This window comes from Mycobacterium timonense, assembly GCF_025821985.1.
In the GTDB taxonomy this organism is placed as follows: Bacteria; Actinomycetota; Actinomycetes; order Mycobacteriales; family Mycobacteriaceae; genus Mycobacterium; species Mycobacterium avium.
The window spans coordinates 1-23,465 of sequence record NZ_JACKSY010000089.1 but is presented as its reverse complement, the minus strand read 5'-3'; the positions used below and the strand labels follow the sequence as shown (position 1 = coordinate 23,465).

General features: G+C 64.8%; 17 protein-coding genes and 2 pseudogenes. 8 read left to right on the top strand and 11 right to left on the bottom strand.

Features of this window, described 5'->3' with window-relative positions; translation table 11 throughout:
- Positions 1–70: 70 nt before the first annotated feature.
- On the top strand, positions 71–1,117 hold the full coding sequence (locus tag H7I87_RS19975) for a hypothetical protein (protein WP_084264245.1): 1,047 nt from the start codon (positions 71–73) through the stop codon (positions 1,115–1,117).
- 238 nt (positions 1,118–1,355) lie between these two features.
- Here the strand turns inward: H7I87_RS19975 and dnaB are convergent, their stop codons facing one another.
- The 8 genes and pseudogenes from dnaB to H7I87_RS19935 form a co-directional block, all read right to left on the bottom strand.
- A complete protein-coding gene (gene dnaB / locus H7I87_RS19970; protein WP_095955773.1) occupies positions 1,356–3,428 on the bottom strand; it encodes a replicative DNA helicase in 2,073 nt (690 codons plus the stop codon).
- A gap of 26 nt (positions 3,429–3,454) precedes the next feature.
- Entirely contained in the window at positions 3,455–4,633 is a 1,179-nt protein-coding gene (locus H7I87_RS19965) for a hypothetical protein (RefSeq protein WP_083071688.1), read from the bottom strand.
- A 1,394-nt stretch (positions 4,634–6,027) separates the two neighbouring features.
- Positions 6,028–6,651 (bottom strand): DUF1643 domain-containing protein, encoded by a 624-nt coding sequence (locus H7I87_RS19960; RefSeq protein WP_083071687.1) that lies wholly within the window; start codon positions 6,649–6,651, stop codon positions 6,028–6,030.
- Between the two features lie 123 nt (positions 6,652–6,774).
- Positions 6,775–7,020 carry a hypothetical protein gene (locus tag H7I87_RS19955; RefSeq protein WP_083071686.1) on the bottom strand — a complete coding sequence of 82 codons (246 nt, stop codon included), beginning with the start codon at positions 7,018–7,020 and terminating at the stop codon, positions 6,775–6,777.
- 109 nt (positions 7,021–7,129) lie between these two features.
- Positions 7,130–7,495, bottom strand: coding sequence for a hypothetical protein (locus H7I87_RS19950; RefSeq protein ID WP_083071685.1), 366 nt, complete (start codon positions 7,493–7,495; stop codon positions 7,130–7,132).
- A gap of 989 nt (positions 7,496–8,484) precedes the next feature.
- Complete coding sequence (locus H7I87_RS19945) at positions 8,485–8,865, bottom strand: hypothetical protein (protein WP_083071684.1); 381 nt, start codon at positions 8,863–8,865, stop codon at positions 8,485–8,487.
- Positions 8,866–9,058: 193 nt separating this feature from the next.
- Positions 9,059–9,418, bottom strand: coding sequence for a hypothetical protein (locus tag H7I87_RS19940; RefSeq protein ID WP_083071683.1), 360 nt, complete (start codon positions 9,416–9,418; stop codon positions 9,059–9,061).
- A 95-nt stretch (positions 9,419–9,513) separates the two neighbouring features.
- Positions 9,514–9,762, bottom strand: a pseudogene (locus H7I87_RS19935) (WhiB family transcriptional regulator); the annotation flags it as partial.
- 755 nt (positions 9,763–10,517) lie between these two features.
- Here H7I87_RS19935 and H7I87_RS19930 point away from each other — a divergent pair.
- Together H7I87_RS19930 and H7I87_RS19925 are read left to right on the top strand one after the other, a co-directional pair.
- On the top strand, positions 10,518–11,765 hold the full coding sequence (locus H7I87_RS19930; RefSeq protein WP_139800176.1) for a helix-turn-helix domain-containing protein: 1,248 nt from the start codon (positions 10,518–10,520) through the stop codon (positions 11,763–11,765).
- Entirely contained in the window at positions 11,762–12,619 is an 858-nt protein-coding gene (locus H7I87_RS19925) for a helix-turn-helix domain-containing protein (protein WP_224164030.1), read from the top strand. Before H7I87_RS19930 ends, H7I87_RS19925 begins: the two co-directional genes overlap by 4 nt.
- Here H7I87_RS19925 and H7I87_RS19920 read toward each other — a convergent pair.
- Entirely contained in the window at positions 12,616–13,263 is a 648-nt protein-coding gene (locus H7I87_RS19920; RefSeq protein WP_083071680.1) for an HAD family hydrolase, read from the bottom strand. The two genes, H7I87_RS19925 and H7I87_RS19920, sit on opposite strands and share 4 nt — an antisense overlap.
- A gap of 1,019 nt (positions 13,264–14,282) precedes the next feature.
- Between H7I87_RS19920 and H7I87_RS19915 the strand changes: the two genes are divergently transcribed.
- The 5 genes from H7I87_RS19915 to H7I87_RS19895 all read left to right on the top strand — a co-directional run bounded on the left by H7I87_RS19915 (position 14,283) and on the right by H7I87_RS19895 (position 20,165).
- Positions 14,283–15,047, top strand: coding sequence for a hypothetical protein (locus tag H7I87_RS19915; RefSeq protein ID WP_083071679.1), 765 nt, complete (start codon positions 14,283–14,285; stop codon positions 15,045–15,047).
- A gap of 1,560 nt (positions 15,048–16,607) precedes the next feature.
- The gene (locus H7I87_RS19910; protein WP_167380302.1) at positions 16,608–17,549 is read left to right on the top strand and encodes a ParA family protein; all 942 of its coding nucleotides are present in this window, start codon (positions 16,608–16,610) and stop codon (positions 17,547–17,549) included.
- A gap of 2 nt (positions 17,550–17,551) precedes the next feature.
- Positions 17,552–18,205 carry a hypothetical protein gene (locus H7I87_RS19905; protein WP_139800175.1) on the top strand — a complete coding sequence of 218 codons (654 nt, stop codon included), beginning with the start codon at positions 17,552–17,554 and terminating at the stop codon, positions 18,203–18,205.
- Between the two features lie 95 nt (positions 18,206–18,300).
- Positions 18,301–19,530 carry a hypothetical protein gene (locus tag H7I87_RS19900; protein WP_244179156.1) on the top strand — a complete coding sequence of 410 codons (1,230 nt, stop codon included), beginning with the start codon at positions 18,301–18,303 and terminating at the stop codon, positions 19,528–19,530.
- Positions 19,531–19,610: 80 nt separating this feature from the next.
- A complete protein-coding gene (locus tag H7I87_RS19895) occupies positions 19,611–20,165 on the top strand; it encodes a hypothetical protein (protein ID WP_139800174.1) in 555 nt (184 codons plus the stop codon).
- 106 nt (positions 20,166–20,271) lie between these two features.
- On the opposite strand, the pseudogene H7I87_RS29030 reads toward H7I87_RS19895, so the two are convergent.
- Together H7I87_RS29030 and H7I87_RS19885 are read right to left on the bottom strand one after the other, a co-directional pair.
- Positions 20,272–20,575: pseudogene (locus tag H7I87_RS29030) on the bottom strand (toxin).
- Positions 20,572–20,799, bottom strand: a complete 228-nt coding sequence (locus tag H7I87_RS19885; RefSeq protein ID WP_083071676.1) for a ribbon-helix-helix protein, CopG family — start codon at positions 20,797–20,799, stop codon at positions 20,572–20,574. Before H7I87_RS19885 ends, H7I87_RS29030 begins: the two are co-directional and overlap by 4 nt.
- Positions 20,800–23,465 lie beyond the last annotated feature (2,666 nt).

Here is a 23,465-nt window from a genome sequence, read left to right as displayed (position 1 = left end):
CTGGCGTGGCAGCGACTCCGCGCGCGATGGGGCGGCTGGCCCGGCCAGCTCGATTCTTACAGTGAGTTTTGTGCCGTACGAGGAGGGTTTGTCCGATTGGCGTGTTTACTGCGCTGAGGAAGCAGTCGGCCACGACCGCGACGTCACGGTTGAGGAATGCCAACGGCTCGTCGACGAAGCCACCGCCAGCACCTGGTGGCACGAGTGGTTTCCCGACACGGCCCCGATTGAAGTCGTGGAAGGCGGCGACGAGACGCCCGAACTTCATCTCATCTCGTCGTATGCCGATCACTACGGCTACCCGCGCCCGACCAAGTGGCTGATCTCCTTGCATCCCAAGATGCTGACCGCGCGGGTCTTGCTGCACGAACTCGCGCATTGCGTAGCCCCGAGCTACGTTGTCGAGGAGGTCAAAACCCCACGGGGCCGACGCAGTTTCGAAGACGCGATGTACCGCCGCAAACACTTGGTCCATGGAGGCTGCTTCACCGCAGCACTAGCTGTCATCACCGACAACATGCTGCCCGGTGATGACGGCCAACTCGCGACGGCGTTTGCGCACTATGAGGCGCCGATTGCGCCACAGGACGACCTGCGTACGCAGTTGGCTGGTCAGCCAGCGGTTCTTGATGAGCAGGAGGCGTTCTACGCCGAGGTCACCCGGCGTAGCGCCGAGGCCGACGCCCGATATGTTGCCGAACACGGACAAGCTCCCCCGGTGGGAGCGGTTCCGTCTTTCCACTGGGGGTTGCACATCGAGATGATGCGGCGGGATCGCCGCCGCCGGGAGAACGGCCGGCTCATATCCCAGCGTCGAGTCGCAGAGGCGATCTCAGAGGTGATGCCCTGCTCAGCGCGTCACATCTCCAAGCTCGAGAACAGCCGCGAACGTCCCGACGATCCAACGCAACTCAAGCGTGCAATGTTGGCGACCATTTTCATAGGTATCGACCCGATTTGGACCCGCTACAACCTCCGGCTCACGCGCTGGGAATGCGGCGACATCACCATGGAACAAGCCCGCGTGCTCAACCCTGACTGGGCTGAGCTGGTTGACCACATCAACCAGCTCCTGCATCAGATGCCACCGCGGTGGCATGTCGAGGGAACGCGATAGCTCTAAGCGCAGTCCGGGGCCCAAAAATCCCCAACTGCCCTAGCCTGCCGGTCGACTGGAGGACTCTAGTTTGGCGCGCTTGGCCACATCTCTCACGGCTCGGCGGATCCGCCGGCGTCCTTCACTCGAACCTACCGACGAAAACAGAAGAACGGATTCCGCAGATTTTAGAATAATCTTCACATCATTATTAGTTACATGTTAGTATCTATTGGCGACTGCTGCTGCTGCTAGTTTATTATTCGATTCGCGCCATATCACAAAACCTAGATAAATGTAATTGATGCGCGACAGTACAAGTTTTTGTAGGGCCATTTCTATGTTTCGCTAGATGAATGTCAGCTTCTCCGGCGCGTGGATCGTCAGCGTCGGTCAAATCTGGGCGATGAAGCAGCATAACAAGGTCACTATCTTGTTCGATGGCGCCGCTTTCACGCAAATCGGACAGCAATGGCCGTTTATCTGTCCTTTGCTCAGGCCCTCGGTTTAATTGACTCAAGGCGACCACTGGAAGATTTAGTTCCTTAGCAAGAAGCTTAAGGCTTCGGGAAAAGTCCGATACTTCCTGCTGGCGCGACTCGTAATGCTTTCCCGATGTCATCAACTGTAGGTAATCGACGACGATAAGTTTGAGATCGCAGCGCTGGGCGAGGCGTCGTGCTTTCGCGCGGATCTCCATCATCGTCAGGTTAGGTGAGTCGTCGATGTAGAGCGGCACCTCACTGAGCTCAGCCATGCAGCGCGCCAAGCGTGCCCAGGTGTCGTCGTTGAGGCGCCCGGACCTCAGGTCGGCTAGTTTGATCTTGGCTTGCGCGGACAGCAGCCGCATGACGATCTCGGATTTACTCATCTCCAGGCTGAAGATGACACTGGCCATCCGATGCTTGATCGAGCATGACCGCATGAAATCCAGGGCCAGCGTGGAGTTGTGCGTGGGGACCATCCCTGCTCCGGCCAGGTACAGGTGATCGGCGTTGTCGACCTGCACGCAGCGCACCGGGACCGACGCCCGCCGGCGCACCGCCGTCACCCGGTGGATTCCTGCCGCAGCTGCCGGCGTGACGAGGGTGTCTGCGCCCTGATGGACGGGATGCCCCATGGTGCGTGTCAGCTCGAGCATGGCCGCGCGGTGCACCGGTCGCACGCACCCCAGTGCGTTCGCGCACTGTCCCGGATCCGCGAAATCCGTTGCAGGATCGCCAGCATGCTCGATGACGGCATGCACTAGTGGCCGCCGTTGAGCCCGCACTCCTCGGAGGTAACGGCCCACGACGGCATAGTCGCCCTCGCAAGCGTCATTGTCGTCGCCGCAGATCCAACGCCCAACGACGGCGGGTGCGGGCAGCCCGGGCGCAGCCGCGAGATTCGGCGCCGCCGCTACGATCACGTGGCCGACCCTGAGCTCGCCGCTGGTTACAACCCCGGCAGTTGTGGGCCACTGGTGTTGCTCATCGGCGACAATCACACTGCCATCAGAGAATTCGACGTCGTAGCAGGGCCGACCATGTAGCACTTCGGTGGCTGCCACCACCTGGGTGGGGTGGCCGTCGGCGCCCAACAGCCAATCCCCCACGGCGACGTCCCCCATGGTTGTCCATCCAGTCGGAGTAGGCAGCGGGGTATCCAGAGCCAGCGCCTTGCCCACCCCCGGCCGGGCGGCGACAACAATCATCTGGCCTGGATGCAGTCCATTGGTAACTTCGTCGATGTCGGCGAAACCCGTTGGCACCCCGCGGGCTAGCCCGCCGCCGCATGCCAACGCGTCGATCTCATCCAGTGTCGGCTGTAGCAAGTCGTCGAGCGCAACCATGTCCTCGGTGACGCGACGGTTACTGACGTCGTAGATCTCCGCCTGGGCACGATCGACCACCTCGGCGACATCGGCGCCCTCGGCGCCGGCGTAGCCGTACTGCACCACCCGTGTACCTGCCTGCACCAGCCGGCGCAGCAGCGCTTTCTCGGCGACGATGCCCGCGTAGTAGCCGGCGTTGGCCGCCGTGGGCACCATCGAGATCAGGGTGTGTAGATACGGCGCGCCGCCGATGCGGCGCAGCAGGCCTCGGCGGTCCAGCTCAGCGGCGACCGTCACCGCGTCGGCCGGCTCGCCGCGACCGTAAAGGTCGAGGATCGTCTCGTAGACACACTGATGGTTGGGCCGGTAGAAGTCGTCGGGCTGTAGCCGTTCGACCACGTCGGCGATCGCGTCCTTGCTCAGCAGCATCCCGCCGAGCACTGACTGCTCAGCCGGCAGATCTTGCGGTGGCTGGCGCAGGCCCGCATCGTCACCGCCGCTGTCTCGGATCGCCCGCACGGGCGGCTGGCGATCGCTGACCGCGGTCACGCGCACACCCCCAGCTCGGGCGAAACCAGCTCCGGCGGAGCCAAAACCGTCCAGCAGGCGTCGCACACCACCGAACGCAGCGGCAAAGCGTCCCGCTCAACCCCAGCGGCCGCCTCACAGGCCACGCACATTCCCTGCCCGCCAGCAAAGACCAGCGACTCCGCGGCCAGATCGGGATCCGGCGCGCTCGGTGCTTCGGGAGCCAATGCTTGTACCCACTGCTCGAGCGCAGCCGACAGCTCCTGGCCGGGATACTCACGCATCGCCATGCGCCCTGCATGCGCCAAGGCCCGCGACTCGTCGGGGGTCGTAGTGCCAAGCCGGGCCCGTACCGCCGCCAAAACCCGGTCCAGGTTCTTCTCCCCCGCTGCGGTCACCACCGCGTCACGCCAGCGCGTGGTCTCTGCGGCGTGCGCTTGAGCTGCCCGCGCGGCTTCGCGCCGATCCCATGCCCGCTGCAGCGGGGCCAGCCGGGGCCCGGCACCGGGCATGTTGTGCGTCAGCCGCCACAGCGCCAGCCGCCACGGCCGCTCGACGTGATCAGGCAGGGGCGCATCGAGCACTGCGAGGATCTGCTCAGGCTCAAACCCTGCTGCCAGCCGATTGCGGATCTCGCGGCCCAAACACCAGCGCAGCCGCCCACTCAACGACGCGAACACCGCGGGTAGCTGGCTGAGGACCATGCGGACATCATGTGGCCGAACATCGACCGCGCGCGGTCGACGCGCCGCAAGACGGCCGCTGCTCGATCGGAGGGTAGGGAGGTAACTGTTTGGCTTATAAGAGGAATCGCCGGCGGAAAAGGTGACGGATTCGGCGATCACCCGCCCCTGAGAGTCCCGCTCGAGGGGAACGATGTCACCCAAAAAACGCGGGTCGATACCGATCTGCGCGTGCCTGCCGCGACCACAGGCAGGCACATAGGTGATCACGCCGGCCGCGGCAAGGGCAGCGAGGGCTCGCCCCACCGTTTTCAGGTCGTAGCGGCGCCCGCAGGCCCCGGCGGCGGCCTCGACGATTTGAGCCAGCCGGACGGTGTCGTCAGTGACCCTCGACCAACCGCATAGCAGTGCGAGGACCGCGGTCAATACATGGCGCCGGGCACCCGTTAACCGCATTGGCTCCGCATGTGCTTCCACGCGCGCCCGGACTTGTCGGGCATCGGCGAACTTCACCCGCGGCCGCGGCTTGGACCACGCCGATCTGGGACCGGATTGCCTTGTCGGCGAGAGCAAACCGCGCTGCGCACCGCATGGTTTGGCACCAACAGTCGACTGGTCACCTGGATGCCCAAGGCGCTCAGGCCGGGCTGACGCACGGTTGGTAAGCGCATGACGATGCGTAAAAAAGGTTTGCTGACCGCGTCTGTTACGGCCGGCGGTGTCGCGCTGCTGCGGCACCGCGGAAACATGATGTAAAGCACCGCAGTCGGTGCTTGAAACGGTTTCAGGGCATAAGCTACCCTGGAACTGCCTACCCTGCACGGTGGAAGTCCCTTCGGTTGCGAAGGGGCGCGGAGACCAGAACTGTCGATTCGGTCTCTCGGTCCGGAGTGCCAGCTCCGGTGGCCGCAACGAAATTTGCTCGCTACCCCCCAATTGGGGGGACCGGCCCTTGCCGTCGCGCCCCGCTATCAAGTTGTAAGTGCCCGGTGGCCCCGAGCGGCGCTAAGTTTTCCCCCAGAACCCCCCTTTCCTTCCTGTCGTAATCCGTTGCGGTGCTAGCGCTTTGAACGCTGACACCGGTATCCAGTCCGCGTCCGCCGCCTCGGTGTATCCCCGCCGAACCCACGGCCCCTACCCAATCGGTGGCCGCAATATGAAGCAGCGCAGCCTAAAGCGAAGCAACCCAGCGCCCACGCTGACCACACCAGAGGGTGGCTGATACCACCGCGACAATAGGTAGCGCGAGAATCACCGACCGCGACTGGACGGAATGCAAAACCAGCGAAGAAACCTGCCATGACAGCCCCGGCTTCCTGCACACACTCGCGTGAATCCGGCCCCGGTCGAGCCCAAGGGCCACAATCAGACTCAGCGACACATCAGCGTGCGGCGCAGACCAATCAACGAACATCCCCAGTCGATTAAGACTGATGAACATCGCGGGAGTCGGTCACCAACATGTCGGCACCCGATACCCCACGGCCTGTTTCGCCGAGCCGGCCGCGGCGGGCCCCTACTCGACTCGATGCCCGCAGTATGGATCTGCTTGAAGGCCAAACCCCCCAAAGAGCCGGCAGCTCTGTCGCTTTCGGCGATACATACGTCCGGTTGGTGTTCGCCGTCGCAAGCAAGAGACGAACGTCGGACCTCGCCGCCGGCGCCCGCGCCGACGTAGTCCACGGCCGCGGCGGCTGTCATCGGTCGGCGATCGACGTTGTGAGAACGGACCATAGAGCTCGTGCTAGGAGGCACCGCTCCCGCGCGCCCCCAGGCCAGGCGACGTCGATCGCTATCAACGGCCGCGCCGTCCAGCTGGGCCCGCCGCGTGAGCGGGATGAGCCGCCGGCGGCGGGCAGGTCCGCCGCGAGTGAGCCGCGGCACCGGGCTGTCCCAGTTCGAGCAGTTCATGCTGCGCTCGCCATCATGAGTTCGGCCCACCTGCGGTCGGTCAGCTCAGGAAGGCGGCCGCTGCGATCGAAGGTCAGGCATTGCAACGCAGTCGATTTCGGCAGGTACAACGGATGACCCGGCTGGCCGCCCTGAGTCCAGCTCAGCACGGCCAGCGATGCCCCGTGTGATGCACAGCCGCGCATCAGCAGCCGTGTCACGTGCGCAGCGCGCTGGTGGTCAGCATTTCCGCCCCAGGCCAAGACGATCAGATCACGCTGGCGGCTCAACCGCATCAGGTGCGCGTCGTTATCCGCGCCGACTGGGTCGACGTGGCCGCACAACATTTGCGGGTCGCGAGACCGAAGGCCATACAGATTGCATACATCGATTCCGCCGTAGCCGAATCGTTCAGCGAACCCGACAACTCGCCGGATCGTGGCGTCGTCGGTGTGCTCATCGGCGGTTGATGGATTGAGCATCACTACGCCGACCAACGGCATAGCGTCATCCCAGATTCGTTGAAGCCGATACCGGTAGCGGTTGTCGTCGGAGAATATCGCCGACGATCGAAGATAGTGATGGTACCGGGGCCGCGGCAGGTGCGGGTGCGGTAGGTGCAAGTCCAACGTCAGAGTCATGATGACCCTCTCCCAGCGCGAAACATGTTGCTAGTCAGTCTGATCGGAACACGATGTGTCGGCGCGCATCGTGAGTGGCCCCAGTCTGCCGACGCGGACGTACGGGTGCTGCGTCGAGCGCGGTCACGCGGAGGCCTTCGCGTAATCAGCAGCGGCGCGCGTCAATTCAGCCCCACTGCCAGGCACCACCATCCACCCCCGGGCGAGCAGATTGTGCCTAAGCTGTGGGTCGGGTTCGAAACGGGCCATGGTCGAGTCGGCATCGTGAGAAAGCACCGTGTCGTAGGTGTACCAGGCGTATGGTTGGCCATCCGGTGCAATGATCAGCCAGCCGACGTCTGAGGCTGAGCCGGATCGGTTGTGGGACATCAGTCAATTCCTTCCATGTGATGCGGATGCGCGGTGGAGCGCGTCATAAGTCGATTCGCCAAGCGTCGGGCCGGGTCTGATGCCTGACATCGCGCGGTAGCGTTCGGATTCAGACACGCGGTCTACCAACGGAACTCGCTGCGGTGGGTTGATCCTGTGTGTCATTGACGGATAACCCGTGTGGGCCGGCGGTCGCAGCCGCCAACCAGTCCAAGAGGATGCATACCTTCTCCGGCTCCCCACCGCCGACAAGGGTGCTACCGGCTTGCCGCCAGAACGTGTCGGCGAGGTGGTCTACGACAAACCGGTCGGCGACTAGCAGATCGCCGCCAATGAAAGTGGCGTAGATCTTGACCTGAGGCCGACTAAATCGCCATGTCTCGGCCTGATCGGCGCCCCGGTCCACCCCCTCGATGACCCATCCATTGATCGGTGCCATCGCGACGATCGCTTCCTTGCTAGTGATCCCGGCCATGAGTGAGACCGCCCCCCCTTGTCATCTAGTTGCGTCAACGCGCTCCGAGAGCGCGATCTACTTGCGGTTGTCTGTGCTGGCTGTGTGCGGCTGACAGATCGCGCAAGCCGACGTCTGTGGCGGCCTCGTTAATCAGTGCGCTGCCGTTCTGTTGGCGCCGATGGCATTGCCGCCGGCCAGGATTGGTCCCGCGCTGCCCGGCCGCACCCCTCGCGACGAGGCTGTGCAGCAGCAACACCGTCGTAGCTGCCGAACAGCGCGGGACAACCCCACCCTCGGCGGCCGTGCCGCCTCGTTCACCGCGGCCGCCAAGAGCAGCCGGTCGTGTGGCTAGAAGTGCCGCCGTGACCGTGTGGGCCGCCCCGGCTGCGGGCCCTCGGGCGACCGGTCCGGCGTCACACGGTGACGGCCGATCGCCAACGCGCCGCGGGGCTGCTGCTCCCGGATCCGTGGGGATCGCCATCATGCGACCTCCCGGATCAGCGTGGGATATCCCGCCTGGCACGCCGGGCAGACCGGCGCGCCGCCAACAGATGACCGAGAGCAGATCGCGCAAGTTTCGCCGTCGGACAACACCGCATCGGCTGGCTCATCTCCCCACACCAGTGGCTTAGAGGCGCTCACGGGACACCACCTGGATGCCGTCTTCGGACGCCGCGGCGAAACGCACAGACCGCCCACCCGACTCCGCGGTGACCACGACCGTGTCACCGCTGTTTCGGACGGCCGTAACGGTGCACGCCAAGCGGTCAGGCCCCAAAACAACGTCACCGGCGTTCAAATCGCCGACAGCGCAGACTGATTGACACCTCAAACCAGGCATCGATGCCCCCCATTTCCCCACCGACCGGCCCCCTGTCGGTCGGTGCCCACCGCGGTACTCCCCCACCCTCGGTGATGCCGCCTGATGTTAAGCCGACGGTCTGACATCGACGCCCGCCGCGCGCCACCATTGCGCCGGCGGAGTCGCTCGGAGCCCAGCGCGGCGGTCATGATGAGACCCCAAGCGCATCAAGATCATTAACAGCGGGCGGCGACTCGGCAGGCGCGTCCAAGGCAACCCAGTAGACCTTGCGGTCACCGGCCACGGTGCGGCGAGCGATGCGGCCGTCCTGTTCCAGACGCCGCAGATGGGGATAGATGTCGTGCCCGCTGCGGGGCCGCTCAATCACATGCCAGTCGACGTGGCATTCGACGACATTCCACGGTGTGATCTGGCCGTCGGGATGGGTCGACGCGCACCGCGACCGCACAGAGTGAACCTGCCACGGGGCCCCCGCCGCCACCTCGTCGGTGGACATCGGTGACGGTGCCCCCAACAGGGCGACGAACAGCTGCTCGCGGAAATCCGCGGCCTCGGTCCTGTTCATGCGACCACCGCCGCCGAATGCTGGCCATGAGCCGTCGTCGCAACCGAACCCGCGACACGCAGGCGGCTAGCGCACGAGCCGGGGTGATCGGTGGCTGGCCCAAACCGGGGCGCGGCCGGTAAGGGTGGCACGCCGCCGGCTAGCTCCCGCGTGGGAGTCCCCCCCAACCGGCGGCGTGCCGTCTGAGTGCCGTTCACCGGCCCCCTCCTCCGGTGAACGGCACGCTCTTGGCAGCGCCAGCAACCTGCGTGCCCGATTTGCGCTGCGCCTGCAAGACTTTCGCGATGGCCACGTTGAAGACTTCGGCGATCCGCTGCGCGGTGCAGCCTTCGGCGTCGTTGACCGCGTAGAGGTCACCACCGGGTACAGCGCGGCGGGTGGCCCGCAGAACCGCTGCCAGCGCGATGGGCATTTCGCGCACATACCACGAACGCCTGAGGCAGTCGTAGATGTCGAATTCGTCGGCGTTCCAAAAATTCAGAGCGATCGTGCGCGCCCCAGCCAGAACCTCGACCAGGCCGGGATCGGGAGCGCCGACCCGTGACGCAGTCATCCCACACGCCTCGTCGCGAGGGCACCGTAATCCGAGGCGGCTACCTCCTCGGAGTGCGCCACCACCGCGGTTCGCCTCGGGCTGCGGCGGCGGGGCTTGAGACGCCGGCGCTCACGTTCAGACAGCCCACCCCAGATCCCAAATCGTTCATCGTGGCTGAGCGCGTACTCGAGGCATTCGCCCCTAACAGGGCAGGCTTTGCAGAGCTTCTTCGCGTTGGTTGTTGCGCCGCCCTTTTCCGGGAAGAACTGCTCAGGGTCGGCCTCCTTGCACAGCGCCTGCTCCTGCCAGAGCAGTTCAGATGCCTCTCGCAGGGCGGCTAACGCTCGTGGAGAGGCGATCAGGCCATAGGTCTCAATGAGCTCGAGGATGGTCTGGGGTGACACCCGCACATCGATGGCCACACCGCCGCTGACAGTGCTGCGGGTCTCGAAGGACAACGCGCGCACCGCGTCGTAGACATCCTGCGAGCCGTGCCCCGCAACGCCGTCGAATTGCTCGGGCAGGTTTTGGATGAGCAGCCAAGTTCCCGACAAGCTGACGTGATGGCGCAGCGGTGTTGCCGACAGCTGGGATAAGCGATCACCCGCGGCTGGGGCATCGACACGGCCGCCGCCTACAGAACCGGCCCGCGGCGCCTTGCTACGATCGTTGTTGTCTGGCAAAGACACAATTCCCTCCTTCAAGGGAAGTCCGTTCGAGGTGGCTCTCGATCGGAGAACGATTCGCACATGCCCCCGGCGATTTCCCCCCTACCGCCGGGGGCATGTCGTCTTTCACGGGCTAGTCCGTCGCGTCTGCGAACCCCTGCCTGCCGTCGGCTGGCTAGCCGGTAAATCCAACCTCCTGGGAATCAGGGATCCGGCGGTCCGTGGGGGAAACCAGATCCTCGAATACGTCCATATGAGCGTTGACCATAACGACTGAAAAGACTTCGGTCAAGCACTCTCAAGAAGAACATGCCCAAAAGGACGACCAACGCGCCACAAAACGGACGTATACCTCCCACTCCGCTTCGCGCTGAACAGGACAAACCCACACCTATATGACCCGACGGTCATCAACAAACGGACATAGACAGCCCGTTATGATCACAACCATGACCGCGCCGGCCGAAGGAAATGTCCGTCTGCGTGCCGCGCGGGAAAGTATCGGCCTGGACTCCCAGGCAGCCTTCGTCAACGCCCTAATCAGCACCGCCAACAAACACGGCTACGAACTGTCGGTCACCGCCCGAACCGTGCGCCGCTGGGAATCAGCAACCCCACCCTGGCCGCATACCCCCCACATCAAAGCACTTGAAGCACTATTCCAGCGGCCCATCACCGAACTCGGATTCACCCCCCGCAAACCCGGTCAACAATCAGCGGCCACAGGGCGCAACCACCAACGATTCGTCCGCACCGCCGTCCGCGCCGTCCGCTACAACCTGCCTGACACCGTCGTCGCCGATTACAGCGAACTCACCGCCTGCTATCGGCGCCTGTACTGGACCCTGCCAGTCAGCCACCTTCAGCACAGTGCCAACGACCACAGCGAACTCGGCCTCGACATCCTCGACGCCGTGTCCAAAGACGTCCGGCCCGAACTTGCCAGCTCAGTCGCCGAATCATGCCTGCTATCGGGCCGGATCGCCTTCTTCGACCGGCGCAACCCCGAAGACGCCCACCCCCACTTCCTCTGGGCCCTCGAATGCGCCCAAGAAGCTGCCGACGACGCCCTCGGCGCCGCAATCCTGGCCCACATGGCGTTCGCCCCCGCATTCTCTGAAGACCCCGACCGCGCTGACGAAGCCCGCGACCGGGTCCGCGCCGCGCGAGCCTTCGCCAAACGCGCCGGCGACCCCGCGACCCTGACCGCCTGGCTCGACGCCGTCGACGCCGAAGTAGAAACCCGGCTCGGCGACACCCGCCGCGCCCTGCAACTGATCCGCCACGCCGAGGAAATCTACGACGAAAACGCCCCCACCCCCGACTGGCTGGACTGGTTCTCCCCCGCCCAACTGGCAGGATTCAAAGGAAACGCCCTGCTGGCCGCCGGCCACAGCCAAGAGGCCCGCCTCACCCTCGAACGCGTACTACGAGACTTACCGCCCACCGCTAGCAAACAACGCGCCATCACCTACGCCGACCTGGCCGCCGCAGCAGCAGTCCTCAAAGAACCCGAAAGAGCATGCTCGCTACTCATCGACGCCCTCGACGAGATCAGCGTGAACTGGTACGCAACCGCCATGGCCCGCATCAAAGCGGTCCGCAACGTGCTGCGCGAATGGGACGGCACCCCCGCAGTGCGCAACCTCGACGAGCGCCTCTACGACTGGACCTCGACCATGAACGCACTCACGTGAGCACAACGGAATGGTCCGGCGCCGACACAGTCCGCACACGCCGCATCGAACGCGGCATGACCCAGGCCCAAGTCGCCAAGGCCGCAGGAGTACTGCTACGCCAATATCAACGCTACGAAAAAGGCGAACGCGAACCCTCACTTAGCACCGCCCGGGCCATCGCCGAAGCGCTAGACCTCCCCCTGTCGGAGCTTGCAGGCCAAATCGAACCAGGCGCTCCCACCGCAGCCGGCACCCCTAGCACCGCCGTCGCTGAGACCATTCAGACCCGCCGCCGCCAGATCGGCCTCACACAACTCGCCGCAGCCACCGCCGCCGGACTCCCCCTGGAGCACTACCAACGCCTCGAGGCCGGCAGCGAAGAACTCTCCTTGGCGGCAGCAACCGCGATCGCCACCGCACTCGACATGCCCCTGCCAGTACTCGCCGGCATCATCCCCCGGCCCGTCGACCTCAACGGTCAATGGTGGACCAGCTGGCAAGGCGCGCTCGACCAAACCGACACCATCGACACCCACCAGGTAACCGTCATACACGCCGGCAACCGGTTACTCCTCGACTCCGGCTGGCGCGGAGAGCTGCAAATCTCAGGCAACGAAGTCCTCATCGGCTGGTACCGGCCAGCCCAAACCATGACCAGAACACGCGCCGGAGTATTCCTCTGGCTGCCAGCCTACGAAAATTACCTCTACGGCCGATGGACCGGAGTCAGCGCCAACAACACAGTCGTGTCGGGCTGGTGCGCCCTAGCCCGCGAAGAAGGCCGCGCCACAGAACTCATCGACACCCTGGTCCGCGACAAAACCCAGCCACGCCCAGCCCTGCGACTACCAGGCCTAAGCAACTGGGGCTAAGCGCCGCTCACCAGCTCAACGACCTCGTCCAACGACTCCACCCGCCAATCGCTGTACTCGCCGACAAGCGGGCTATCGCGGAAAATCCGCCCCCACGGACCACGCACTAAAAACGCCGTCCGCATCCCCGCCAACTTCGCCGGCCGAATATCGTTGTCCAACCGATCCCCCACGTACAAAACATCCAGCGCACGCGCGACGGGCGCCGCCTCCAACACCCGGCGAAAGAACTCAGGATCAGGCTTCGACACACCCCAATCGTCAGACGTGGCAATGAAGTCACACGGCAACTCCAGACCGCGCAACAACTCCCCAGCGCGAGCCGTCTGATTGCCCGCCACCCCGACCCACACGCCGAGATCCCGCAGCTTGCCCAGACAGCTGCGCACGTCCGGATACAGATCGTCTTCGCCGAACCACTCGGGCTGACCGGCTGCGGCCCGCGCGGCCCGCTGCTCGGCCAAATCGAAACCGGGCCGGAAAATTTGGAAGGTCTCGCGATAGTCACGCCCGCACGCGATCACCGCACCGAACGTCGCCGCAAACGTGTGGCGAGGAACCCCAAGCCAGTCAGCCCACGTGCCGTACTCGCGCGTCTCATCGACAAGAGTCTCCCCAACATCGAACACCACAGCCGCCACCACGCTAAGAAATCCTATTCGCCATCAACCGCTGCACGCGCGCGCCGTGGCACCCGTACGGCCTCAAGACCTGCGAATCAACCGATCGCAGGGCCGTCCCCTCATTGGGACACCGAGCTGCGCGGCAGCCCAATCGAAGCCACGGCGCTCCCACGGTCTGTCCGGGACGTCCCCGTCTGTGCTGGGGACGATCACAGGGACGGTGCTGACGTCGGCACTTCGTCTGCGACCCGCCCTGGCTGCAGCCAGCAGGGACACGAGCACAGCCGCGCCTCCGCGTCCCCCATTTTCATGAAAGGCAGGGCCGCCGCGGCCCATGGCCCCGCTTCAATGTCCCGGATTAGCATGCCGACGCCACTCCCGGCGGGATGGACCGCTGATTGGCCGCGTGCGTCCCCGTACACGCTGACCTCGAAAGACACCCCGAATAGGGCCCTGGAATGCCGCAGCCGATAGACCGCACCATCCCCTGCGGGGGCCGCTCACCATCCGCCGCCCCGCCGCCCGGGTCGAGCTCGGTCCCTCTTGGTCGCCACCCGTCCCAAGGGCGCCAGGCTTGCCCTTATGTCCCGCGGATCTTCTAGTGCCTACGCCGCCCCGTCCGGGACACCGCCCCCAGCGTCCCCGCTGCCTGGCTTCGACTGTTGACGCATACAGCGTCCGTGCTGTCCCGAAAGGATCGGCCGCGTCGCCCTGCGATCGCGCGACCTGGCCGGCATTATTCTCGCAACCCGTTGCAAGGAATCACGTACCGCGGTTCGATCCGACGGACCGGACTCCATACACCCCATTACGCGGGCGTCACGATGACCCACCGGCTCCGGAACCCAGCGCCTGCCGAAGCGAGGCAACCGGGCTCCGCAGCCGCGGGACATACGGCCGGGATGGCAGAAGCACTAGTGCAGCCAGCCGGCGCGATACACAGCTGGCACCGCGCCGCGACAACCGGAACACAACGGCAGCAGCAACATACTCAAGTGTCGAAACCAGCAGCGCGCATCCGTCAGTGAAATACTGACGGGGTGGCAACTCGACCCAAGGTGCATCGCTCCGAGGTCGAGTTGACCATCTCTAGGATCGCACGGCGGCGCGCAAAAGTGGATGACCCATACCGCGAGAAATTGCCGGATTCACCCGACTCCGATCCTCGTGAAGTGCTCGACTACCTGCGCAAATACAGCGGGCCAGACATTCCGCGTTGGGTTCTACAGGCCGACGTGTGCGACGCGCTTATCCTGAACAACTGGCTGTGGTGGGAAGACCGGCGCCGCGAACTGCACTTCCTCAAAGCAGGACGGGGTCTGAACCTTTTTCTTTCCCAGCTCGGCGCCCAGCTGGGCGTCAGCAAACAGGGGGTCCTCGACCGCATCGATCGGTTGGAAGCACTGCTGCACTACGACCGGCCCGACGAAAAGATCACGAGGGCATCGCGGCGCGCGGAGCGAGAGCGACGGGAGCGGTCGCCCGCCGAGCATGCCTGGCTGAGTGCCCGGAGCGACGAACTGCGTGCGGTCATCACCGACTTGGTTGACCATGCCGATCGCTTTGAGATCGAGGAGCGCGAGTGGATCGACGAGCTCGAGATTGATGGACGCAGCGACGACTTGACCAACGCCACAATGGTGATCATGGGGCTCGCCACCGCCGAGCTTCGCACCGCGCCAGCCGTCCTGAAGCTAGACGGGAACCGTCCCCGTTCCGTACACACGGTGCTGGCCCGCGCAGACGAGCTCCGCAGCCAATTCGCCGCGCTCGGCTCCGCTACGGCACGACGCGCAACTGCGTAGTCGAGATCTCAAACGCCGCGCGCGGGCTGGCCGCCCCCGTCGGGCTGAATATCGATCGGTTCCGCCAAACCCATCCGCCCCGGCGCCAACGAGCCCTCCGGGGCCGTATTTCACAAGCCGAATGGCCTGCCGCACCCCCTCTGGCCTGCTGAAACGCCGCAAATTCGCCACAGCGCAACAAACAGCGCCACCAGCGGGGGGAAGTCCCGGCGAAGGCCTGTGATCGCTCTACGGGGCTCTCAGGCGGCAATTCTTGGTTCTGCGTAACAACGCCACCGGCGCGCGATCGGGTTTCCCCAGTTCGCGGCGGTTGAACACCGTCGACGCAAGACGGCGCGCAGTTATAGCCCGCCGCACGTGACAACCTTCGCAAGTTTGACTGCGCAAGACCGATCATGATTAGGCCGTGATGCCGTTGGCGCGCTGCGAAGTATCCAGGCCCGCCTGATACCAATACTTATCTCGACGTACGTCACGAAGAACGTGTCCGTAAGAGAACGCGATCAACACCGCGCTACAGCATGGCAGCCCCTTTTGGCCGTCCAACGCGGGCGGGACCAGAGACCTGAATATCAAACTCACAGCATGACGCCCTCAAGCTAGCTCTGGCTCGGTCTCACGAAGAACGGGTCCGTCAGGGCCCGACGTGGGAAGCGCACGACGCGCAGGATGCGCGGCGCGGCCCGCAGCGTTGGAAGAACCCGGCATGTGTTGGGAAGACCGGCCTTGAGAGCTGGCGGAGAACAATCGCGCTAACGAAGCGGGCTCTGACGCCGAGTTCTCCATTGCCTGCCCGTGTGGCCGGGCGGAATTGCTGCACAGCGGCGAGGCCGTTGGCGTGATAGCTGCAGAGCAGGCTTCAGCACCTATCTTGCGGCCATTCGTGAAGTGCCACAGAACGGGCTATTAATGCAGGTGAGGGTGACAGACCGCGCTGAAGGGCGCGCTCGATAGGACGCGTTCCCCCACGCGGACGGCAGCGCGCAGAGACGCGTTTGCTGCGCCGCCCTATTGCGCGCCTGTAAGCACGCTTGATAGCGCGCTATAGAACACGCTGCGTACCGCGCGTGTCCAGCGCGATGTCGATCGCGATTAAGCGGGCGCACAACCGCGCGGACGCAGCGCGGGTACAGCGCAGTCATAAACGCGCGGCCAACGCTGCTAAAATGCGAGTAATAGTGCGCGATGATGTGCGGAGGCCGCGTGATGAAAGCGCTTGTATCCACGCCGCGACCGCGCGCGGGCCACACGTGCATAACGCGGAGTTCAGCGCGTGTCATAGGCGTGGACAGCGCGTGTGCCACACGTTGTATTTCGCGCGGTACACGCGCAGATACCGCGATCACCGCGCGTTTAGACACGCGGAACGCGCGCGCTGGACACGCGCAGGGCACGCGTTTATGCTGCGACGGTATCGCGCGTCGCGCGCGAGAACCCCGCGCGAGCAGTGGTGTCGTCGTGGACACGATCCAAACGAGAAGGCAAGGGACCAAGCCCATGGCAGTAACGACCGGCCCAGCTCCGACTGTCACCAGCGTCGTGCCAACGCCATACCATGCGGTGGCATTCGCCAATGGAAAAGGGGGAGTAGGTAAGACCAGCCTTGCGGCCAATGAGGCGGCCCTGTTCGGTATGGGCGGCTACCGGGTGCTGCTGGTCGAACTCGACATGCAGGGAAACTGCGCTCGCGATTTCGGCTTGCCGGTCGGGGAGTGGGAAACCGTTGAAGACCTCATCGCCAGCAACGGCGAGGCGCATGCCGCCGCCCTGATGCTCCCGGGCGCGCCTAGCGCGCCACCACCGTTCTACGAGGCTGTGCGCCCAGGCGTTGACCTGATCGCCGGCGGGTATGCGTTGGAGCGCATATACAAGTATTTCGCGTCCAACGCGGCGACCCAGAGCCTGCACGCGGCACTGATCGCAGAAATTGCCAGCCTGAAACGGACCTACGATCTGATCTTGATCGACGCCCCTCCCGTGGACATGACCGCGATGGATGCGGTGCTCCGCGTAGCGGGAACCGTTATTGTCCCGATCCGCGCCGACGATGCCAGCATCGATGGGCTCTCGGTAGTTGCGCGCCATTTCGAGGCAGCACGCCAAGACAACCCAGCATTGATGCTTGGGGGAGTGGTGCGCTTTGGGCTCGGTAGCTCCTCAACCCGCATCGCTGAGCGTGTGCAGACCACCGTCGACGAGATTCTCGGGGGAGCAGCACCTGTTTTCAAAAACATCATCCGGCACTCGGATGCCGCGACGTTCGACGGCCGCCGCCACGGTCTGATGGCCTTCGAGCTCGAATCCGCCAGCCGGGTTGCACAACGTGACCGTCTCAAGCTGTTGCGGTCAGGAGGGCTGCGGGCAGGAACGAACTCGCAAGACAAGGGTGGGGTATCGACTGGTGCGGCGAGCAGCGCCGGCCTGGCCGAGGACTACGAAGGCCTTGCTGAGGAAATCCTGCAACGCATCAATGAGCTGTCCACCCAGTACACGGAGGTGTGATCATGGCAGAGAAAACCCATAAGAGCCTCCAGAGCACCTTTGCAGCGCCACCGCAGCGCGGAACCAAGCTTCAGGGGATGCTCCGCTCACGAACGCAGGAGCCGGAAGCCCCGGCAGACGAACCGCAGGCGGTACCTGCGCCACCAGCCGCCGAGGTACCGTCGACACCGGCTCCGACCAGCAGCGCCCCGCAACTTGCGCAGCCGCAACAGACGGTGACTACGCTGCCGGCGCCCTCAGCCCCCGCTGACATGGGCAGACTTGTTGAGCAGCCTGAGACCGGTACGGTCTCGGTGTACCTGCGACCACGGGCGTATCGCGAACTCGTCGACAGGCGTCAGAGGAAGTTCCGCAGCTACGCGCAGACCGTCTACGACGCGTTCGCGTTTGTCCGCGATCAGGCCAAGGACGAGCAGAAAAATCCCACCGCGGCGCTGGCGGCCTTGTTCGCGACAACCGCCGCCGATGATCCCTGGCTGATGCCCGAGCCTCAGTCGGCCAAAAACGCTGCCGAGCCAACCGTCGAAGCAAAAATCGCCTTCAAAGCCCATGAGCGCCAATGGATTAAACAGCGCATGAACGATGTCAACGCGACGCACATGTCGCCGTTCCTCGCTACCGTCCTTGAGCACTTTCTCCTGCACGGAAAGAACTAAGGCAAGGGCGCCGAAGCCGGACCATTCAGACAAACGGGGGGAGCCACAATGCGGACTAGCCGCCACTGGGCGCGTTGCTACAGGAGGGACAAGTCGTGACCACCACGGCTGCCATCGACGCGCCTGTCCGCAACGCCGGACAAGGAGTCTCGCGCGATGCGGGGCAGGAACTGGAATCTTCGTGGGACGTTCGGGACGAGGACCCACATGCGGCGGCATTGGCCCGAACGAAGACCAAGACCGATGCAATCCGCTACGCGGTCGGGGTATTGGCCGGCGCGCCACCAGCACGAGTCATGGCGTGGCTGGCCGGCTACGGCATCTCGGTGTCCCGAAGCAAGGTATCCCCCGAGGTCAAGGCGTATCGGGATGCGCACGGGCTGACAGAAGATGCTTCCACGGCGAGCGGCGCGCCAATCCCTTACACCGGACACCCGGCCGATCAAACACCCGCGGCCGGTCACGGCCTTAACACCGTCGCGGAAATGCCCGCGGCACCAATGCCACCGGCCGCGCCGGCCGCCGACGAAACTGACACCGTTCGGGGTGACGACACCGTCACGGCCCCTGTGACCGTCCCCGACGTCACCGGCAACGCCGCGGATAACCGAATTGCAGCCGCTCTACCCGAGTCCGGGCGGCGCCGCGAGGAACGGTCGCCATGGATGGCGTTCGCCTGCTACGCAGTCGCGGTGGTATCACTGCCCGTGTCGCTGAACACCTCGTGGCGGTTTTTCGACCTAGTCCTCCACATTCCCACCGCCGACGGCGAGCGGTTCACCATGTTCGCCGTGGCCGAGCTAGCGCTCGTGGTGTGCGGGGCCGGCATGGCAGTCAATGTCCACCGCGACGGCCAACCCGGCTCCTTCCGAACCATCGTGTGGGCCATGTGCGCCGCAATGGCCTACATGGCATGGGCCATGTCCACCCCCGGGGAAGCCATCGGCCGCATCTTGCTCGGCCCGGTACTCGGCACCGTAATGCTGCACCTCGGACTCGGCCTCGCCCTACGGGCCCGCCACCAGCAGACAGGCATGCTTGCCCGCATCACCCGCGAGCTGCGCGAACGATGCTTGTCGCGACTCGGTCTGGCCGACGATGGGCGCGACGCCGCGCAGCGCACCCGCGACCGCAAGGCCTACCAGGCGGCAGCACTATCACGGCCCAGGCAGTGGCCATGGTCACGCCAAGCCAGGCTCGAGCGCGCGCTACTCGCCGCCGGAGTCGCCGACGACCACGCGATGCGCGACCGGATGCTCGCACGACTGGCAGTAGTCCGGCACGCCAGCGCATTGACCACGCTCACGACGCCCTCACCGTGGTAGACCAGACCGGGAATGTGCATGACCAAGGGGCCGTGTCCGCCGGCCCGAGTGTGTGCGCGCCTCGCCTGGACCCCGCGCGCATGACCCGCGAGGCGGACCCGCTACGAGTCCGTGTCGGCGAATCCTACGACTCGGGCGTCCAGCGCTGGCCAGGCGGCCCCGAGCTGATCTTGACCACCGACGGGTGCGTTCTCCTCGTCGACTACATCTCGCCCACACCGGAACAGATCGACGAGTTCGAAACCGCTGACACGCATTTCGCGTGGGTCGACGCCCGCTACAACGGCATCCTGTGCTACCGATTCGGCGCCTCGCCCTGGAAGTGCATCCCGTTCAACCCCCACAGGGACACGCCGCCTGGGAAGGGTCCCGGAATGCCCGCGCTCGCCCCGGGACAGCATCTTCCTGTGACTGTCGGACTGGCCGACTCAGAGTCACCGGTTCTGGCCATGCGGATAGTCAAATGGCCTGAATATTTCGTCAGCGCTGTAGGTGCAACCGTGAGGCGGCTTTGCGCAGCTCCGTTCGACGCCGAGAACACGGTGAACGAGTCCAACTATCTCTACGTATTCGTTGGCGATGAGCGACTGGTACAGCGAGCGGCAGTTCGGTCGGTGTCAGCCAGCGACGCCTGATGTCAGGGCGGCTAATGTGCGGTTTTCGCTGAATCTGGGGCACCGTTCTCATCGAAACTGGGGCACGTGGCCGCGTGATTGATGACTTAAGCCTGTTCGACACGCTTCAGGAAATGAGCGCTGTGACGATCGCGGCCGTTTCGCTAAGCGCTGCCCTGCCGATATTCCCGATGGGCTCGGCAAGAGCCGCGATCGGAAGCCACTGAACGAGTTCCGGCAACGCAATGTCTTCTGGCTGCTGCACGGTGACGACCATAGCCATCGTGCCGCCGGGGATTTTCACCGGGAACGAAGGGACAACCGATCACCCGTCCGGTAGCCGCGGCGAGGTGGATCGTGTTCGAAAGTACGACCACGTACAGGTCATGGTCACTATCGCTGCGTGGCGTGATGTCGCCGGGGGCGATCACAGGCCGGCGGCCCGATTCGCCTGATAAACCTTGTCCGCGTAGGCGTCAATATCGAGTGCTGGGACGGTGCACGCAGTGTAGTTCTCGAGCGAGATTCGCAAATGCTCGTTACGTAAGGCTCGCTCGATCATCTCGGAACGATTCAAGCCGGCCGCGTGGGCGTCGGCATCGGCCGCCGCAAGTACGGCCTGATCTATCGTCACCGAAATCTTATCTTTCGCCATCCATGCATCCTATTTTTAGTGGGACACTTGTTCCTACGTTCCGGCGCCCGCGCCCCGATGCGGCCCGGGTGGTTCACGATCGGAACGATGCGCCTGTAAGGCGAATCGGCGCACTATCACACACAGTTCATCAACATGACCATCTCCCAGCGGTGTGGCGGTTGTTCGTGTCGATGGGTAGCGCTGCGCACACCGGCCACCCTGCGCACCGTAGCCCACCCCACGGTGCGAGCCGCGGTTGATCTCGGTATGCGTGGGCCTGGCCACCGTCGTTGTCCTCGACACTGCTACCGGTGAACAAACCGTCCGGTTGTGGTTGGCAGTCGGGAACGGCCGGCGCCGGCGGAGCATCCGCAAAACCCCGCCCGCGCGAGGCCCGAAGCAGCGAGGCCAAAAACCCAAACCCCAGAAGGGGACGCCGCTTGAGTGTCACTCAAACACACTCGGCGGCAACGGTGACGCCTGGCTGCGGACCCCAACCCCCGGCGAAGGTGTATCGGGACGTGCGCGGTCTGACCGACGAACCGGGTGTCGGCTGGCCCATGGACGTCCGGGCGTCCCGGGCACGGTTGGGCCGGGCCGCCGGGCGCCGAGGCGGAAGCGTCCTAGCTGTCCCTGTGGGATATGCGACGGCGCGATCATCGGGCGGTTTGGGTGTCCCTGTTACGAAAAGGGGGACAAGTTGCCGCCGTCGCTGATCGTCCCGAACGCGCCGGCCGTCCCGGGACACCTCGGCTCCGGCGACACCACAGCGTCCCCCCGCGAAGCCCGGGCAGCGTGGCTGGTCGGCGCCTGCTACCTGCGCGCAGCGGTACGGACGGCAGTGTCGCCGCCGCCGAGCCGACGAGATTTTCCGACCGGGCCGAGGCCCTCCGAATTCCTCGGCTCCAGCACGGGGAGACGTCAACAACCTTCGGCCGCTTTCCGTCGGCCTCATGGCTCGATGCCCTGTTCGGCGGGCATTCTTGGCAAATCAGAGGCCGCGTTGTGCGGGGATAATCACGCTACCGCGGGACCGGAATTGGTCTCCTGACTACCTGAAGTGACGGCACCGTCCAGACAGACACTGCCCGCGACACCCTGAGCACCGCATGTCCGGATGAGACGGCGACCGGGCGACGTTTGGCGGGATGGCAAGTACCTGTTTGCCGGTGCATAAATCGGGACGACTGTATCGCAGGAATGTTGCTCCTCAGGGAGGGCTCGAGCTGCTGGCAGCGGAAAGGGACGGTGAGCAATGCTCGGCAAAGGTTGGACGCTCTGAACGGGCAGCGCGCACGCCAGCTCGCGACCTAGTGCTCAGGTCACCAGGTCCTTCGTGAGATCTTTTGCGGTGCCGAGTACCGCTCGGAGCGCCAGCGCAGCCAGTCCCGGTCGCGTCGACGCCTCGCAATCGGCGCCCTGGGCGTGGGCTATTGAAGGATCTGCCGAGTGCGTCGCGGACTCCGGCTGCGCCGGTTTCGCGAGCGGGTGGCCGGACTGGCTCACCTCCGAACGGGCGGTGCGGGTGGGTTTGTGGGCGCATGCGGGCCGTTCTGGAGTCGGCGTAGCGCCTGTACAACAGACGCGATGGTTAACACCAGAATGGTCCCCCGGCACCGACGAGACCCGCTCAGAGCGCCGACCGACGCGTCTGAAACAAACACACAGCAATCTGCTGGTCAAGCGTCTCAATCTGTGATCTGGCCGCGCCGGTCATGGCCCATAAATAGCCCCGCATCCTCCCACAACCCGCCCCGCAAGCCCCCCGGGGCTGGCCCGCGTATCCCCCCACAGGCCCCCGGCATCGGACCAGCATGCGGCCCTGACGCTGCCCCGTCTCCGACCAGTGATCCGGCTGGCCATCTCGGGGTGTCTGTCGCACCGCACCTTTCCCGGGGTGACCCAACGTGAATCGACTGTCGGAGCACATCGAATCCCGACCATCGAACCCGCGGCCGATCGCCACGCGCACTCAACACATGAGCCGCACACACCTTGCGTCGCGCATCCGCCGACAACCATTCCGGAGACGCGGTCGAGAAAAGTTGCCGGAGGCTCGCGTGACCAACGGCGAAGCCATGCCCGCAGCGGACACGTCGCACCACTTGGCATGATGCAGCACATAAGGTCAGCAAAAGAGCACGATTCCTGATGGCGGCCGTCACCCAGGCTGTATTGCGCGCAAATAGCGGTGTAGCGCTAGCCGCTGACCACACTCCGAGCAGCGCAGAAATCAGATAGCCGAACCTGATCCGCCGGCGCGCGAAACCCCTCGCCTGAGACTCGCCGCCTTGCCCGGCCAGGTATCGCGAAACGGTTTGGCAGTGCGGGGGAATGCGTGTGCTCAGTCGCACCGAACGCGTGTTGCGGCACCGCGGTAGCCCTGCAACTGGCTGCATTCCTCGCGCAAGACAACACGCATTGCGATGCTCATGTCCCTCGGTGAGCAAACGCATCTGGACTGCATCGGCTCATCGCGCCAGTACAGAAAGTCCGCTGGTGATCAGCCGGCCGCGGCTACCGGCATCAGGCGCGAACCGACACCGGTTGGGGGCGCCGCCGGGTCACGTCCCGTGGAGTGGTGTAAGAGCGGTCGCGTGTCCGCGTGTGGCTCTGTGGTAGCCACTATGCCGTGAGAGCGGCTGTGGGGGCAATGGTTTCGGCACTTTGGTCACTGACGTCGA

What these genes read in the sequence shown, in the direction of transcription:
- H7I87_RS19960 (WP_083071687.1), bottom strand. Translation starts at nt 6,651, where the DNA reads ATGACTCTGACGTTGGACTTGCACCTACCGCACCCGCACCTGCCGCGG.
- H7I87_RS19955 (WP_083071686.1), bottom strand. Translation starts at nt 7,020, where the DNA reads ATGTCCCACAACCGATCCGGCTCAGCCTCAGACGTCGGCTGGCTGATC.
- H7I87_RS19950 (WP_083071685.1), bottom strand. Translation starts at nt 7,495, where the DNA reads ATGGCCGGGATCACTAGCAAGGAAGCGATCGTCGCGATGGCACCGATC.
- H7I87_RS19945 (WP_083071684.1), bottom strand. Translation starts at nt 8,865, where the DNA reads ATGAACAGGACCGAGGCCGCGGATTTCCGCGAGCAGCTGTTCGTCGCC.
- H7I87_RS19940 (WP_083071683.1), bottom strand. Translation starts at nt 9,418, where the DNA reads ATGACTGCGTCACGGGTCGGCGCTCCCGATCCCGGCCTGGTCGAGGTT.
- H7I87_RS19930 (WP_139800176.1), top strand. Translation starts at nt 10,518, where the DNA reads ATGACCGCGCCGGCCGAAGGAAATGTCCGTCTGCGTGCCGCGCGGGAA.
- H7I87_RS19905 (WP_139800175.1), top strand. Translation starts at nt 17,552, where the DNA reads ATGGCAGAGAAAACCCATAAGAGCCTCCAGAGCACCTTTGCAGCGCCA.
- H7I87_RS19895 (WP_139800174.1), top strand. Translation starts at nt 19,611, where the DNA reads ATGACCCGCGAGGCGGACCCGCTACGAGTCCGTGTCGGCGAATCCTAC.
- H7I87_RS19885 (WP_083071676.1), bottom strand. Translation starts at nt 20,799, where the DNA reads ATGGCGAAAGATAAGATTTCGGTGACGATAGATCAGGCCGTACTTGCG.